This is a genomic window from Butyricimonas sp. DFI.6.44 (genome assembly GCF_022132345.1).
GTDB lineage: Bacteria > Bacteroidota > Bacteroidia > Bacteroidales > Marinifilaceae > Butyricimonas > Butyricimonas muris.
Genome location: NZ_JAKNJD010000008.1, coordinates 242445 through 258724 on the forward strand (window position 1 = coordinate 242445; position 16280 = coordinate 258724).

14 protein-coding genes are annotated in these 16280 nt (G+C 42.9%); 11 read left to right on the forward strand and 3 right to left on the reverse strand.

Annotation, left to right across the window (positions count from 1 at the left end):
* The first annotated feature begins 133 nt into the window (after positions 1-133).
* The 11 genes from cydB to L0M98_RS12885 all read left to right on the forward strand — a co-directional run bounded on the left by cydB (position 134) and on the right by L0M98_RS12885 (position 12299).
* Positions 134-1252, forward strand: coding sequence for a cytochrome d ubiquinol oxidase subunit II (cydB, locus tag L0M98_RS12835; RefSeq protein WP_227216302.1), 1119 nt, complete (start codon positions 134-136; stop codon positions 1250-1252).
* Between the two features lie 348 nt (positions 1253-1600).
* Positions 1601-2203 carry an RNA polymerase sigma-70 factor gene (locus L0M98_RS12840; RefSeq protein WP_227216304.1) on the forward strand — a complete coding sequence of 201 codons (603 nt, stop codon included), beginning with the start codon at positions 1601-1603 and terminating at the stop codon, positions 2201-2203.
* 288 nt (positions 2204-2491) lie between these two features.
* A complete protein-coding gene (locus L0M98_RS12845; protein ID WP_227216306.1) occupies positions 2492-3553 on the forward strand; it encodes a FecR family protein in 1062 nt (353 codons plus the stop codon).
* Positions 3554-3622: 69 nt separating this feature from the next.
* On the forward strand, positions 3623-7171 hold the full coding sequence (locus tag L0M98_RS12850; protein ID WP_227216308.1) for a SusC/RagA family TonB-linked outer membrane protein: 3549 nt from the start codon (positions 3623-3625) through the stop codon (positions 7169-7171).
* A 12-nt stretch (positions 7172-7183) separates the two neighbouring features.
* Positions 7184-8719, forward strand: a complete 1536-nt coding sequence (locus tag L0M98_RS12855; protein ID WP_227216310.1) for a RagB/SusD family nutrient uptake outer membrane protein — start codon at positions 7184-7186, stop codon at positions 8717-8719.
* A gap of 2 nt (positions 8720-8721) precedes the next feature.
* Positions 8722-9630, forward strand: coding sequence for a hypothetical protein (locus L0M98_RS12860; protein ID WP_227216311.1), 909 nt, complete (start codon positions 8722-8724; stop codon positions 9628-9630).
* A gap of 25 nt (positions 9631-9655) precedes the next feature.
* Positions 9656-10363, forward strand: coding sequence for a fibrobacter succinogenes major paralogous domain-containing protein (locus L0M98_RS12865; RefSeq protein ID WP_227216313.1), 708 nt, complete (start codon positions 9656-9658; stop codon positions 10361-10363).
* 23 nt (positions 10364-10386) lie between these two features.
* Entirely contained in the window at positions 10387-10899 is a 513-nt protein-coding gene (locus tag L0M98_RS12870; protein WP_227216314.1) for a redoxin domain-containing protein, read from the forward strand.
* The gene (locus L0M98_RS12875; protein WP_227216316.1) at positions 10896-11441 is read left to right on the forward strand and encodes a TlpA family protein disulfide reductase; all 546 of its coding nucleotides are present in this window, start codon (positions 10896-10898) and stop codon (positions 11439-11441) included. The genes L0M98_RS12870 and L0M98_RS12875 overlap by 4 nt, the downstream gene beginning before the upstream one ends.
* 24 nt (positions 11442-11465) lie before the next feature.
* Positions 11466-12017 (forward strand): TlpA family protein disulfide reductase, encoded by a 552-nt coding sequence (locus L0M98_RS12880; RefSeq protein ID WP_227216318.1) that lies wholly within the window; start codon positions 11466-11468, stop codon positions 12015-12017.
* The gene (locus L0M98_RS12885; RefSeq protein WP_227216319.1) at positions 12018-12299 is read left to right on the forward strand and encodes a hypothetical protein; all 282 of its coding nucleotides are present in this window, start codon (positions 12018-12020) and stop codon (positions 12297-12299) included.
* Positions 12300-12496: 197 nt separating this feature from the next.
* Here the strand turns inward: L0M98_RS12885 and L0M98_RS12890 are convergent, their stop codons facing one another.
* The 3 genes from L0M98_RS12890 to L0M98_RS12900 all read right to left on the reverse strand — a co-directional run bounded on the left by L0M98_RS12890 (position 12497) and on the right by L0M98_RS12900 (position 16082).
* Positions 12497-13912 (reverse strand): amidophosphoribosyltransferase, encoded by a 1416-nt coding sequence (locus L0M98_RS12890; protein ID WP_227216321.1) that lies wholly within the window; start codon positions 13910-13912, stop codon positions 12497-12499.
* An 11-nt stretch (positions 13913-13923) separates the two neighbouring features.
* The gene (locus L0M98_RS12895; RefSeq protein WP_227216323.1) at positions 13924-15576 is read right to left on the reverse strand and encodes a SulP family inorganic anion transporter; all 1653 of its coding nucleotides are present in this window, start codon (positions 15574-15576) and stop codon (positions 13924-13926) included.
* A 152-nt stretch (positions 15577-15728) separates the two neighbouring features.
* Complete coding sequence (locus L0M98_RS12900) at positions 15729-16082, reverse strand: thioredoxin family protein (protein WP_227216325.1); 354 nt, start codon at positions 16080-16082, stop codon at positions 15729-15731.
* Positions 16083-16280: the final 198 nt, after the last annotated feature.

A 16280-nucleotide genomic window follows, 5' to 3' on the forward strand; every position in this document is an offset into this window, starting at 1 on the left:
AAATGCAAAATTGAAAATGTAAAATTGAAAGTAAACTCCTCCAGTGATTCCAACCGAAGACGGAGAGGAACCAAGAGAGCACCGCGAAGCCGGGAGGAAGTTTAAATCATAAATCGTAAATCATAAATCATAAATGAATATGGAATTTCTTCAACATTACTGGTGGATTTTGATATCATTACTTGGCGGATTGCTGGTTTTCTTGCTTTTCGTGCAAGGTGGACAAACCTTACTATATACCATTGCCAAGACCGAAGACGAACGGAATGTTCTTGTCAACAGCTTGGGGCGCAAATGGGAATTTACATTCACGACATTAGTCGTGTTCGGCGGGGCATTCTTTGCAAGTTTCCCCCTGTTCTATTCAACGAGCTTCGGTGGAGCTTATCTGGCGTGGATGGTCGTATTGTTCTGTTTCGTGATGCAAGCCGTTTCCTACGAGTACCGCCGAAAAGCCGGAAACTTACTCGGGGAACGTACTTATAATGTATTTCTGATTATCAATGGTGTGATTGGGACTATTTGTATCGGTGCCGTTGTCGGCTCTTTCTTCACGGGCAACCCGTTCAAATTAGGCGAGATGAACGACGTTACATGGATGAGCCCGTGGCGAGGCATAGAGGTATTATTCAATTTTACCAACATCTGCCTGGGACTGGCTATTTTCTTTCTCGCCCGGACTTTGGCATCCCTCTATTTCATGAACAACATCAAGCATGATGCCATCTACGAGAGAAGTAAAAAGCAAGTCCTGTACAACTCGGTGCCTTTCGTCATTCTATTACTGGTATTCCTCGGCATCATACTGACCGGCAAAGGATACGCCATCATGGAAGATAAAAGCATCCAATTGGTTCAATACAAGTATTTTCACAATTTACTGGAAATGCCCTTGAATACTCTCATGTTGTTGCTCGGGGTTGTCGGAGTATTATTCGGTATCATCAAATCCATCATCACTCCTCACTGGAGAAAAGGGATATGGTTTTCCGGAATCGGTATCGTGCTTGCCGTTATCGCCCTGTTCATCGTGGCAGGATTCAACAACACGGCATTCTACCCCTCATACACCGACCTGAACTCTTCGCTGACTATCTATAACGCCTCGTCCTCCTACTACACGTTAAAGACCATGGCATACGTTTCTTTGGTTTCTCCCATCGTGATCGCGTACATCTTCTACGCATGGAGAGCCCTTAACAAGAAACAAATAGATATTCAAGACGTGCAGGATGACCACCACGCGTACTAAAAGACTCAATAAAGGAGGTGTGTTTCGACACACCTCCGGTCCATAAAGTTCATAAAGTCGAGCCTTCGGCTCTTAAGGTCCATAAAGTCCATGATTTAATAGCGCGATAATATTCAGCGTAATGATGTATAAACCACCGCACTTTTGACCTTACGACCTTATTGACTTTCAGACTTTATAGACTAGAGGGCGTGTTTTGACACGCCCTCTTCCCCCCACACCTTAAACAGGTTTTCAATAACAACAAGGATTTTTATCGCCTATATTTATAAATGCAATTTATAAATTTCAAGACATTATATATATTTGCATTGTAAATAGATTGATAACAAAGTCCTCAAAAGATTCATGCACGGAAATACAGACCTTGATTATACTATATTAAAAGCTATCGTAGAAGGAGATTCAAACTCTTTCGAGATACTATTTCGCAAGTATTATCAAGAATTGTGCAATTATAGCATGGGCATTTTGGGAGATGCCGAAAAAGCGGAAGATGTTGTACAGGATGCTTTTGTCTACCTGTGGGAAAATCGGCAAAGAATCAATATCACAACATCATTAAAATCTTACTTGTACCAATCCGTGCGAAACGGGGCTTTAAAAATCATACGAACACAAGTCCTAGAACAACGCCATATGCCTCGCTTGACCGAGTTTATAGAATACTTGGAAAAATCCGAATTTTCTGAAGATGAACTTGCCAAATTGCAAAAAATTGAACAAGCCATAGACGAATTACCTTCACAATGCAAAAGCGTTTTTTTAATGAGTTTCATGGATAAAAAAAGCTACAAGCAAATTGCAGAGGAATTGGAAATTTCATTGAACACGGTAAAAACACACGTCAGTAAAGCTTATCGTATCATTCGAGAAAAAACACAAAACTTCAAAAATCTCTCCTTGTTTATTTGGCTCTATTTTAGAAAGAACTGTAAAACAAGGCAATAATACACCGCGAAGGAAGTAAAACCTGTTTCTTTCAAATTCTTTCAAAAACGCTTTATAGACGCTCGGGAACGCTTGTAAAACGTCTTAACAACGAGAGTAGAACGTCTTTACTCTCTCTTTTATCACTTACTCATTATCTTATTTATTAAAAATTAAGCATTTACCTATTCTTCCCTAGCACATTAATTCCACCATCGAATATATTTTTTCATTCCAGTTTATTTTTTTTCATTTTTTCAATCACCCTTTTCGGGTAGTTGTGGACCTCGATGACATAAAAGTAAAGCCATGAAAAACGAATTAGATTATCTGATACAAAGAGTGTGCAACTCGAAGAAAAAAAAGATATATGACGAGGATGCCGGCTGGAAGAAAGTACAAGCGAGAAGTTTTCACAAGAAAAGACATTCTATCTTCCTCTTGTGGTCGGGATACGCGGCATGTGCCTCAATTATCCTAAGTGGTATTCTACTCGTAAGCAACCTATTAGACCACCAAACCACCACATCTCTCGTGCAGAATGAATCACAACTGACTTCCCAAAAAACTAAAGTGGAATTAACCTTAGCCAACGGGAAAAGTGTTGATTTAGATGACGTAAATGATTTGCACGAAGAAGAATTAGGAATATCCATCACTCGGGATAGCGTCAATAACCAATTAACTTACCGAAGCAACGAAGTTTCAAGACCAGACTCTTTTGAAATTCGCTATAATCGTTTAGCCGTACCTAAAGGAGCTGATTTCTCGTTTGAATTGCCGGACGGTACTTTGGTCGCTGTCAATTCCGAATCCGTTTTACAATTCCCGGTACAATTTGCCGCGGACGACCGAACCGTGTACTTGGATGGAGAAGCTTATTTCGAGGTTACAAAAAACGAAAAAGCTCCATTTAAAGTCATCACCGGAAATCGACAAATCACCGTACTGGGAACGAAATTCAATATCAGTTCATATTCCGACGACCCGAATTGGAGCACCACATTGGTCGAGGGGAAAGTATCCGTATCGGATAACGGTAAATTGCATGTGTTACACCCGTCAGAACAATACATCGCGAACAATTCAACAGGTATAACCGAAATAAAACGAGTAGACGTGAAATTACACACCTCTTGGTTACACGGAAAACTTCATTTCAAAGACTGCCGCATGGAAGATATTACCCGGAAATTGGAACGATGGTACGATTTCACTTTCATATATCAAGATGAAGATTGCAAAGATTTGAAATTCAGAGGCGTCATTGACAAAGACCGTTCTCTAAAAGAAACCCTATTTCTTCTGGAAGAAACCAAAGTCATTCGCTTTGAAATAAAAGATAATGTTATCACCATCCGTAAACGGTAACCTAGTCATAAATAACCGACAAGAAAGAGTGCAATATATATATTTATTCATTTAAACAGTAATAGATTAATGAAAAAAAAGTATCTCAAAACAGCTATGGCTATAGTGGTAGTACTTCTATGCATACTCCCGCTACAAGCGAGTACGCTCTCTCCTAGCGACAAGCTAAATTTCAAAAGCCAACAAATGACTGTTGAACAAGTTTTCGATGAAATTTCAACACAATTAAAATGTGACGTATTCTATAACGAAAACCAGTTCGACGCACAGAAAATGGTACATCTGCCGCGTTTGCAAATGACGCTGGACGAAACATTGCAATTCATTTTAGCAGACAAATATTCCTACACGCTGGAAAAAAACTCAATAGTGATTGCCGCCCGTCCTTCCGTTACAAGTAAGAAAATAACCGGAACGGTAAAGGATGAAAAGGGAGAACCATTACCGGGGGTGACTATTTTAGTAAAAGGAACAACAACCGGAGCCGCCACAGACGCGAATGGGAATTATTCGCTAGTAGTTCCGAAATTAGGCGTGCAACTCATTTTCTCGTTTATCGGGATGGAAACCCAAGAAATCACAGCCACCAAAGAGGTAACGAATGTCGTGATGAAAATGGATGTAAACGAGATGGATGAGGTTGTCATCACCGGTTACCAAGTAATCGACAAGAAAAAACTGACCAGCGCTATCTCGAGCGTGAAAGCCAAGGACGTGATGATTGCCGGAGCCATGTCTATCGACCAAATGCTCCAAGGACGTGTGCCGGACATGATGATGATGACCAACTCCGGGGAAGTAGGTGTCGTTCCGAAGATTCGTATCAGGGGAACCTCCACGCTCGTGGGTAACCGCGAACCGCTATGGGTAGTGGATGGAATCATCGTGCAAGACCCGGTGCCCATTGCCCCGGAAGAGTTGAACGACCCGGATTATATCAACCGCATCGGTAACGCTATCGCCGGACTGAATCCCCGGGATATCGACCGTATCGACATATTGAAAGATGCTTCCGCCACGGCTATCTACGGGGTGAAAGCAGCAAACGGGGTCATCGTGATTACCACGAAAAAAGGTCAAGTAGGACGTCCCGTAGTGAACTACGATTTCTCCGCCACCTACCGTCGTCGTCCCCGGTACACTGACCGCAATATTCATTTGATGAACTCCAAACAACGGGTGGAATTCTCTAAAGACTTGGTAGAAAAACACCATGTATATTCCACGGACGTCAATTTAATCGGATACGAGGGACTCGTGAACAATTTATACAACGGCACCATCACTCACGACCAATTCACGAACGAGGTTGCCAAACTGGAAAACATGAATACCGACTGGTTTGATTTATTAACAGAGGATGCATTTTCCCACCAGCACACGGTCAGCATCTCCGGCGGAAGCGAGGAAATCCGTTATTACTCGTCCATCGGGTACGCCATCGACAACGATGTCATAAAAGGAAATAACAACGAACGCTACACCGCCGCCTTGAACGTGGATGCCACCATATCACCCAAAGTGACAGCCAGCCTTAACTTAAACGCGAATGTCGGGAAAAGGGAATATAGCGAGGAGAGTGTTAATCCCATCGACTACGCTTACACCACGAGCCGTGCTATCCCAGCCTTAGACAATCAAGGAAGGTATATCTATTACAAACGTCAATATGCTTATCAACAATTATATAACTACAATATCCTGAACGAACTGGATAATAGCTATTCCCGACAGGATAACTCGGCCATCACGTTGACGGCAAACTTACGCTACAAAGCAACCAACTGGTTGTCATTCCAAGCCATATTCTCTTACTCTACTTCCAACACGGAACAGGAGAGTTACTTGGGAGAACAAACTTGGTACGCAGCTTCCTTGCGCAAATCGGAATACGGAGAAATTTCCAGTAAAGACCCAAATATCATGAACGAAATGCCTTACGGGGGAGAATTAAAAAAAGCATACACGCGCAATAACTCTTACACGGGACGTTTGCAAGCAGACATTAGTAAATATTTCGGGACTGACGACCAACACAATATCACCGCCAACTTAGGATACGAGGTCAGTTCCTCCAAATATGCAGGATTCGATCGCACGGACAGGGGTTATTACAATGATAGAGGAAAACAATTTACAGCCATAAATTTAGACGACTTCACGCATTACAAGTCATGGCTGCAAAACAACTTGCCAAGCGTGTCAGACAATCTAACAAACATGATTTCCGGATATCTCTCCGTATCATACAGCTACAAGAATTATTTCACGTTAAATGCCAACACGCGTATTGATGGCTCCAATCAATTCGGAAGCAGAAGCAATGAAAAATTACTTCCCGTGTGGTCAGTTTCCGGTTCTTACAATATTTCAGAACACACCAATATGGACAACCCGTGGGTGAACAACTTGGCCTTACGACTTTCTTACGGTTACCAAGGAAACATGCTGAGCGGTCAATCCCCGGAAATGATTCTAAAGAAACTGCCCTTCAACACGCATTACAATGAATTAGAATCGAACGTATCAATTTATCCAAACCCGGACTTACGTTGGGAACGCACAAGTTCTTTCAATGTCGGTTTAGACTTTGCTTTATTCAAAAATGCCGTCCAAATGAATGCTTCCTATTATTACAAGCACACGAAAGATGCCTTTTTGACCAAAAAGATTTCAAGCGTGAACGGACGCGGCGAATACGTGATTAATTCCGGTACCATTGACAACCAAGGATTCAGCATTGATGCCACGGTAAGCCCTATTTCCAACGACAATTTCCGATGGACTCTCTCGGCTTCCTACTCTAAAGTGTATAATGAAATGAACACCCTGCCGGGAGATAATGAATACGAACTAAACGACTTCCTAACCGGTAATGCCTTGACGAAAGGTCACGCGGTAGGAACTTTCTGGTCATACAAATTCATCGGTTTGAACCCGCGTAACGGGGGACCCGTTTTCGACGATATGCAAGACCGTAAACAAGAACTCGTGGGCTTAAATAAATACGACACGTACACGATGGTATTGACGCCTTCCGGACAACGGGACCCGCAAGTACAAGGTAGTCTAACAAATACATTGCGCTACAAGAGTTTCCGCCTGAGCTTTATCCTCAATTACAGTTTAGGCTCCAAGATCAGGTTATTCGGTTTATATCCCGAAGGTTTGAATTTCGACCCGGAAAGAAATGTGAATTATGAAATGGTTGACCGTTGGCGTACCCCGGGTGATGAAAAACACACGAATATCCCGAATATCATTAACGGTTCTGACGCGGAAAGTCGAGCATACGCGCAACATTGGTCATTAGGCCTACAAGATCAAAACATTCAGATCATTGCTGAAAATGCATGGACCATGTATGACAATTCGGATCATCGGGTAGTGAGCGGCAACTATTTAAAATGCTCGAACATGAGTTTCACCTATGATTTCCCGATAGAAAAATTAGAGAAGTGGGGAATATCCATGCTCTCCGCCTCGTTATCCACAACCAATTTGTTTGACATCAAATCAAAGAAATTGAAAGGACAAACTCCTATCCAGAGCGGATTCTCTGAAACACAATTGTCAGAACGTCCGACTTGGTCATTAAGTCTTAGTGTTTCATTTTAAAAAAAGTAGATTATGAAATATATTTATTTAACAGGTTTGCTTTGGTTACTATTCACTTCCTGTTCGGATTTTTTGAAAGAGTATTCATTAGACCAAGCTTACGTGCGAGGTTACTCGGATTTGGACGAGTTATTGATCGGGGAAACTTACATGGCAACCGAATATTATGACATGAATTTAGACAAAGTTTATTACCCGTACATCCATATGATGGCAGATGAAACCCAAGAAAATACCGAAAGCGTTAATTGGCAAACCAGTTATTCCTTGTTCCAAAAACAATTTTTCGGATACATTACTTGGCAATACCGGATCGGGTTAAACCCGGATAAATTGACGACAAAAGCAGAAGATACTGACTGGAACAAATTATATAAACATATCAACACTGCCAACATGATACTTTCCGAGATTGATAAACAATCCGCGGAAACAGACGAGGACAAACAAGCCGTGGCCCGTATTCGCGGGGAAGCCTATTTCTTACGGGCAGCTTACTATTTCACCCTCGTGAACTTGTACGGACAACCGTATCAGCCTGCCAATGCGGCTACCGCTTTAGGGGTTCCCGTGAAAACCAGTCCCGTGATTGAAGATAAAATGTTCCCCCGTGAATCATTGGAAACCGTGTACTCCTTGATCATTCAAGATTTGGAACAAGCGGCAACAAACTTGGAAGGCATTGCCCGTAAATCTATCTATCGGGCTAACTTGACAGCCGTACGCCTGTTACAAAGCCGGGTTTATCTTTATATGCAAAATTGGGCGGAAGCCGCCAAATACGCTCAATTATGTCTGGATTTACAATCGGATTTAATTGATTTGAACACATTTGACGGTTCAAAAGCTTTTGCCGAGGCAAGCTCCCCCGAAACCATCTTTTCCATGGGAGGAAATGGTATACAGGCAATAATTACGACCGCACAAAAAGGACTTAGCACCTCTGAAGATTTGAAAGCATGCTATAAAGAAGGTGACTTGCGTAAAGAACATTTTGTTTGCAACAATGAAGAAAATTGGAGGGACTTATATTGGTATTGTAACAAATACGTGAAAAAGGAAAACCAATACACGGCCAATGTATCGGATAATTTCTTGTTCCGAACCGCTGAAGCTTGGTTGAATTTAGCAGAAGCATACGCGTGCATGGGAGGGAACAACGAAACTGCAGCCCGCGAGGCTTTAGACCACTTGCGTGAACACCGCCTTGAAATGAATTCATTCGACGCAACAACTTTGTCCGGCGAAGACTTGATAGAAGAAATTCGTACAGAAAGACGGCGGGAATTATGCTTCGAGGGACATCGTTGGTTTGACCTTCGCCGATATACCGTGAGCGAGAAAAAACCTTTCACCGGAGCCATTCGTAACACCTACACGGAATGGGGTGACTGGAAGACTCAATCAACGATGTACACGTATGAACTCAAAGCCGGCGACCCGTCGTGGACACTACAAATTCCTTATGAGGTAATTCAGTTCGAAGAATTGACTCCTAACCCAAGAAACGAAAGAACCCATATATCCATAAACCAATTTTATCTATAATCATGAAAAAGTTACAAACATATATCCTTTACGGAATTATCTTGTTAAGCTGTTTTTCGTGCGAAGAAGAAGATAGCCTGCAACCTAACGCCCCGCTCCCGAACTTATTCGCCCCGGCAGAAGGAGCCACAGACCCCACGTCGGAATTACGTCGAAAATTTCACGAGGAAACAGGATGTTATCTATTATTCACGGACACGCTGAAACATGAATATGTCGGCACTGACGTGTATGGTAATCCATTATATAACACAGAATTAATAGACTTATCATATGGTGTAAACAGTTCTGCAGAATGGGTATTCTCATTCACGAATCTATCGGGTTACGAAAAACAAAAAGAGGCTGTTGAATTAGTCAAAAAATATATTTTACCAGCCTTGAACAAGAACTATTATCCCTATTCCTTCTTGTTGATAGATAACCTCACCTCCTACACGTATTGGATTGAAGAAGGAGATACCGATGGCTACTGGGATTCAGGCTCAGAACAAGACTTCTATTTCGGCCCCCGAGCTTTAGCAATCTCTATATCGCTGTTACAGGAAGAACCGGAAGAATTTGCTAAAAAAATAGTCAAATCAACCCTAAACCAATATTTGACAGGAGATAAATTACAAGAATTTTATGCTCCCGGAAAAAACTATTACGGCAAAGATTTCTATGATTACCAGTATGACTTCTGGAGTGAGGAGGACTTTATTATGGCAACAGGAATTTTATCCTTTTATTATGACGGGTACGAATATTTTGAAGTGTATAGTATGGATTCTGATTTAGATATATATCTAACGGCTATTCTCGAGGGCTCCGAAGAAGACTTTAAAGCCGAGTATGGCGACTACCCCTTGGTAATTAAAAAGTATGATATGCTCAAACAACTTTTGATTGAAGGCGGTTTCAATTTTTAAATTAAACATTTATACAAAGACATATATGAAAAGACGATTTATAGCCATTGTCATCGGTTTATTGACCTTAAGCTGGGCTTGCTCGGACGATGACGATAATCAAATACCGGTAATCGAACCGGAAGCACAGGGAGTGTTCAAAGGCGTAGTCGAGTATGAAGACGAGGAATTAGAAATTGAATTCCCGTGGGTACGCTACGGCAATTTGGAGTGGATGACAACCAACTTGAATATCGACATCAGTGTAGACCGATGGTCGACGTCAAACGGATGCGAAATAAGCCATGACCCCGACAGAAATCCCATTGATATGGAAATCGAGAAAAAACAAAATTACGAAACATTCGGGTGCCTTTATACCTACGAAAAAGCATCCATCCTCTGTCCGGAAGGCTGGCGCATCCCGACGGATGAAGACTGGCAATCATTGGAAAAAGCAATGGGAATGTCAAATAGCGATTTAAACGCAACCGATTGGAGAGGAAATCCAGTCGGTACACTATTACAAGAAGAAGAAGGCTTCATGATAAACCTGCGTACCGGAGGCATGGGAGATAATGACGGTTTTTATTTCACTTATGTATATGGCTTTTACTGGACGGCAACCCCGGAAGCAGAAGAGAGCAATCTCCATTATTGCCGCCAGATAAGTTACAATTCCGGTAAAATAGCACGGCTCACTATCGATAAAGGTAAAATGCTTTCCGTACGCTTTGTACGGGATGCTAAATAACAAACAAATAAATGAATACTAGAATGATGAAAATTTGGTTATTACTTGTCGGGCTACTATTCGCAGCCCTATGCTCCGCCCAAGAACAAGAAAGTGTTGATGCTTTGCGTCCCCCAACTCTTTTGGGAAAAATGGCTCCGGAGTACCCTGTACAAAAATGGATCAACCGGGAGAGCAAAAAGAGTGACAAAAAATTAACATTACTATATTTTTGGTCTACCTCTAACCCGACAGCCGCTTACATTGACATTCCTCGTTTCAACAAATTCGCGAAAGAATTTGGAGATAAATTGAATATTATCGGTTTATCGGATGATGCACCCGAATTCATTTCAGACATCGAACCGGCATTAGAATTTCCTTACGCTTACGCCCCGGAAGCCGTGAAGAACTTCAAAATCAAAATCCCCGGTTACTGTTACATTCTCGATCCCCGGGGAAAAGTGATTTATGAAGGCTTCCCCCTGCTGAAAGGAGAAACCATCACGGAGAAATTCTTGAAAAAATTAATCAAAAAACACTATAAGAAAAAATGAAGAAAGTACTTATCGCCAGCTTATTGCTGTGTTTATTCAGATTCGGGATTCAAGCACAAGAGAAGCAACAACCTTCCTTTATAGGTAAACATTTTCCGGATTTAACCGTGAAAGAATGGATTAGCAAGCAACCGAAATTAAAAGGGAAATTCATCCTCGTTGATTTCTGGTGTATCATGGCTTATCCTGTAACACACCGCACGGTTCCCTATCAAAATCATCTGGCTAAAAAATACAAAAAACAACTTCAAGTGATCGGGTTAACCTGTGAAGAAGCAAACCTCGTCAAATTAATGGTCGATCCGTACATCCAATACTATAGCGGTATTGTCGATTTGGCCACAATTGACAATATATTTAAACTCGAAGGCTGGCCCACGAGCTACTTGATTGACCCGGAAGGAACTGTTGTATGGGAAGGCTATGTGCTCAAAGAAGGTCAAGGGGAAAAGAATGTATTCAACTTGACAGAGGAGAAGCTGGAACAATTCTTCAAAGACTACCAACAGAAGAAAAAGTCACGAAAATCCAAGAAATCATAATTCATTATTTATAAAGATTTAAACATGAAAAAATTATTACTATTTTTATCCACTCTTTTCACCATCACCTCCTCTTTTTCCCAAGAGAAAGAGGAATTTGACTGGGACAAACCTATGTTAGGGAAAAAAGCTCCCGCATTACAAGTCAAAGAATGGTTAACCGAAAAGCCCGATACAACGGGCAAATTCATCATTCTTGACTTTTGGTCCACTGGTTGCGGTCCCTGCGTGAAGTTTACCCCCCACATGAATGAATTCGCCAAAATATTCAAAAAAGAGGCTGTTTTCATTGCCATCGCCTTACAGTCTAAAGCTAGCTTGGAAAAAGGAGTCAAACAAATTGAAAAAATAAAAAAAGAAAGGAATGAAAAATACACGCCTATAGAATTTCATCAAGCCACTGACCCCAAGTGCGAACTCTTCGGTCGGTATGGAGGTGAAAGCATACCCATGGTAATCATCATAGACCCGGAAGGAATTGTACGCTGGCAAGGCAATCCTCACGGGGAACGTGGTGAAGGAGCACTGACAGAAAAAGTGATTAAAGAAATCATCGCTAAATACAAGAAAAAATAAATGGAACTCACGGTTGAAAATTTCGAGGAAGCACGGCAAATATGCATACAAGCTGTTCTGGAAGCAATGAAAACTCTGGCATACGAAGCCTATATCGGGGGAGAAGGAAGTGAAGACGGAATATACGTTGCCGGCGTGGACGAGCACGACAGAATCCTTTATATCACTCATTTTGATTGGGAAGAAGTTTCCGAAATATTACCCGCAATCGAAGCCGGGGAAGTAAGGGAATGGCTCATCGAAATAAATAAAGAATGTTATTCCGATGGAATAATCAAGTAAAAAAGAGGGTGTTTTGACACACCCTCTCGTTCATAAGGTCTGAAAGTCCATAATGTCGTAAGGTCAAACGCTCGGGTGGTTTATACATCATTACGCTAAATATTATCGCATCATTAAATCATGGACTTTATGGACCTTAGGAGCCGAAGGCTCGACTTTATGGACTAGAGGTGTGTTTGACACACCTCCCCTTTATCTTACATATAAGACGAATTATCCCAACAATGCGTGCAAAGCTCCTCCTTCGGCAACCCGATAGCCTTCACGATATCCTCCAAACGTTGGAATTTCAGCGAATCCAATTGCAAATGCTGAGCCATCACCTCCAGCATCTTCTTGTACTTCTCCGAATCGGGGTCCGTATACGGTTTTAAAATCTCTTCCGTCAAATCGGACGTACCCTCTAAATCCCGAATCACCCGACGGGTAAACAAATCAAAATTCGAACGGGAAGAAGAGAAATTCAAAAACACGCAAGGGTACACCAACGGCGGGCAAGCAATACGCATATGCACTTCCTTCACCCCGCATTCCCGCAATTTCACCACGTTATCCTTCAACTGCGTACCCCGGACAATCGAATCATCTAAGAATAAAATCTTCGCATCGCGAGTGAACGCCTCGTTCGGCAACAGTTTCATTTTCGCCACCAAATCACGCATCGCTTGATTTTGCGGCATGAAACTACGCGGCCACGTGGGCGTGTACTTCACGAAAGGTCGTTTATACGGAATATGACGGGCATTGGAATAACCGATAGCGTGTCCCACGCCCGAATCCGGAATCCCGGCAGCGTAATCCACCTCCACATCGTCATTCGCGGCAATAGCCGCACCGCAACGATAACGGGCATCCTCCACGTTTATCCCCTCGTAATAAGAGGACGGATAACCGTAATACACCCACAAAAAGGAACAAATCTGTTTCTTGCACCCCGGCTCGGTAATCCGCGTAATCCCGTCGCGAGTGATATGCAAAGCCTCCCGCGGTCCCAAATCACGCACGATAGAATACCCGAGATTCGTGAACGATGAACTTTCGCTTGCCACCACGTACCCGAATTCATTTTTCCCCAACACGATGGGCGTCCTGCCATATTTATCGCGAGCGGCATAAATCCCGGTTTCCGTCAAGACCAAAAAAGAACACGACCCCTTGACCGTATTGTACACGTTCTCGATACCTTCTCTAAAAGTATTACCGGAATTAATCAACATAGCGACCGCCTCTGTCGGGTTCACCGTGGAACTGGACAACTCGGCAAAATGCTTCCGCTCTTCCAAAAAACGAGCCACTATCTCGTCCAAATTATCCAAACGCCCCACGACCACAACCGCGAAACGTCCCAAATGCGAGGTCACCGTGATTGGCTGCGACTCCATATCGCTGATAATCCCGATACCCAAAGTAGAACCCGAAAACCTGTCCAACTCCGGCTCGAACTTATTCCGGAAATAAGCACTCTCCAAACTATGGATAGAACGATTAAAATCCACCCCGTTATAAAAAGCCATACCGGCACGCTTCGTTCCCAAGTGAGAATGGTAATCCGTACCATAAAACACATCTGCCACACAATCCTTACGAGATACACAGCCAAAAAATCCGCTCATATATTATCTTTTTAATTATTCTCGACCATCTCCTTTGCCGCACTCAAAGCCATATCGAACTTCGGGTAAATATTCCCGACCCCGACAAGTTCGCCGATTCCGCCTTTCAACAAATCCTTCTTCACCGGTTCACTTACTCCCGACAACACGATTCTCGTGTTCTCCTTTGTCAACTGGAGAATAGTTTCTCTTAGATTTTTCAACCCGGTAGAATCCACGAATGGCACGTGCCGCATACGGATAATCAACACACTATAATTCACGCCCAAGTTACGAATTGTTTCGCAATAAGTCTTAGCCGAACCGAAGAAAAACGGCCCGCTAATCTCGTATATACCCAAACCTTTCGGTAAATCCTTGTAATTCTCGGAAATATCCTGATCCAGATTGGTTGCCCCGGTAATCTCTTTCGGTGCATTATCCGCCATACGCTTCATGAACAAAAGTGCCGCCAGCACAACCCCTATCTCGATAGCCACAGTCAAATCGACCAACACGGTCAAGAAGAACGTCACCAGCAAAATCACCACGTCGAACACCGAAGCCCGCAATATGGAACGGAACGACCGCCATTCACTCATGTTATAAGAAACCACGATCAAAATACCCGCCAAACAGGACATGGGAATCAAAGAAGCCCATTTCCCGAAAAACAACATAATCAACAACAAAACCACGGCATGCGTCATTCCCGCCACCGGGGTACGTCCCCCGTTCTTCACGTTAGTTGCCGTACGGGCAATAGCTCCCGTGGCAGGGATACCCCCGAACAAAGGAGAGGCTATATTGGCAATACCTTGCGCTATCAACTCCGTGTTGGAACGATGACGACCACTAATCATACCATCAGCCACCACGGCGGACAGCAACGACTCAATCGAGCCCAGTATGGCAATCGTCAGTGCCGGTTGCAGGTAATAAGACAAATTCCCCCAATCTATCGTCGGAAAAGTCGGAGCGAAATTACACTTAATCTCCCCGAACAACGACCCGATAGTCGTCACGGAATTCTCCGGCAAAAACATAGCAAGAGGAGTAATAACCAATATCGCCACGAAAGAACCCGGTACCCGTGATGTAATCTTCGGCATATACACGGTAATCAATATTGTCACGACCGTGATTCCCACGGCATACCAATTCACCGTGTTGATATTACTGAAATAAGCTCCCCATTTCCCGATAAAACTACTCGGTACCTCCGCGAGCGTCAACCCCAAGGCATTGGATATCTGCGTCGAGAAAATCACCAACGCGATTCCTGAAGTAAAACCGACAATCAAGGGATGCGGGATAAATTTCAGCAACGTACCCAACCGTAATAACCCGAATCCAATCATAATCACCCCCGCCAATATCGTGGCGATAATCATACCGTCAATCCCGTACTGTTGGATAATCCCGTAAATAATAACAATAAAAGCTCCCGTGGGACCACCGATTTGTACCCGGCTTCCCCCCAGCAACGAAATCAAAAAACCGGCAACGATAGCCGTTATAATACCTTTCTCCGGAGATACCCCGGAAGCCACGGCAAACGCAATTGCCAACGGAATCGCCACGATTCCCACTACTACTCCCGCGAGAATATCCTTAGAAAGATTCTTCTTCACGGAACCATCTTTAATTAAACCGAACAGCTTCGGACTGAACACCTTTTCCATAATGCTACCTTGTTAAAAACAAGCCGCAAAGGTAATAATATAAATGGTAAAATGAAAAAACGTGAAAATGAAAAACATCCCCGCAGGTTCCGCACAGTCAAACAACCTGTAACCTGCCAACTTGCAACCGGCAACTTGCCGAAGACAAACGCTTACACGTTAAAAACTTCCTTCACGTACTTCATCAATTCTCCTTTCGACAGAGCCCCCCGTCCCAATTGCGGCTGCCCCAGCATGGGCACGAACAGCAAGGTAGGAATACTATGTACCCGAAACGCCCGTGCCAGTTCCCGTTCCACTTCACTATCCACCTTATAAATATCAATCTTCCCCTCGTACTCCCGCTTCAACTCCTCCAGAATCGGGGCAATGGTCTTACACGTACCGCTCCAGTTCGCGTAAAAATCTATCAATGCAGGACGCTCCCCCTCAAACTTATATCTCCCGCTATCTTGGTAGTCAAACACTTTCTGTTTAAAGCTATCTTTGGTCAAATGCTCGATCATATAATCAGTTTATAAAGTTCATAAAGTCCATAAAGTTTATAAAGTTCTTTCCGGAAAACATTTGTTTGGTAGCTCATCCACTTTATGAACCTTACAAACCTTATGAACCTTATAAACTCCATATTCTTACGACATTATTTTCCTTTTTGTTTTCTTTATCGTATCTTTGGTGAGGCAGTTTAAATATTAATACAATAA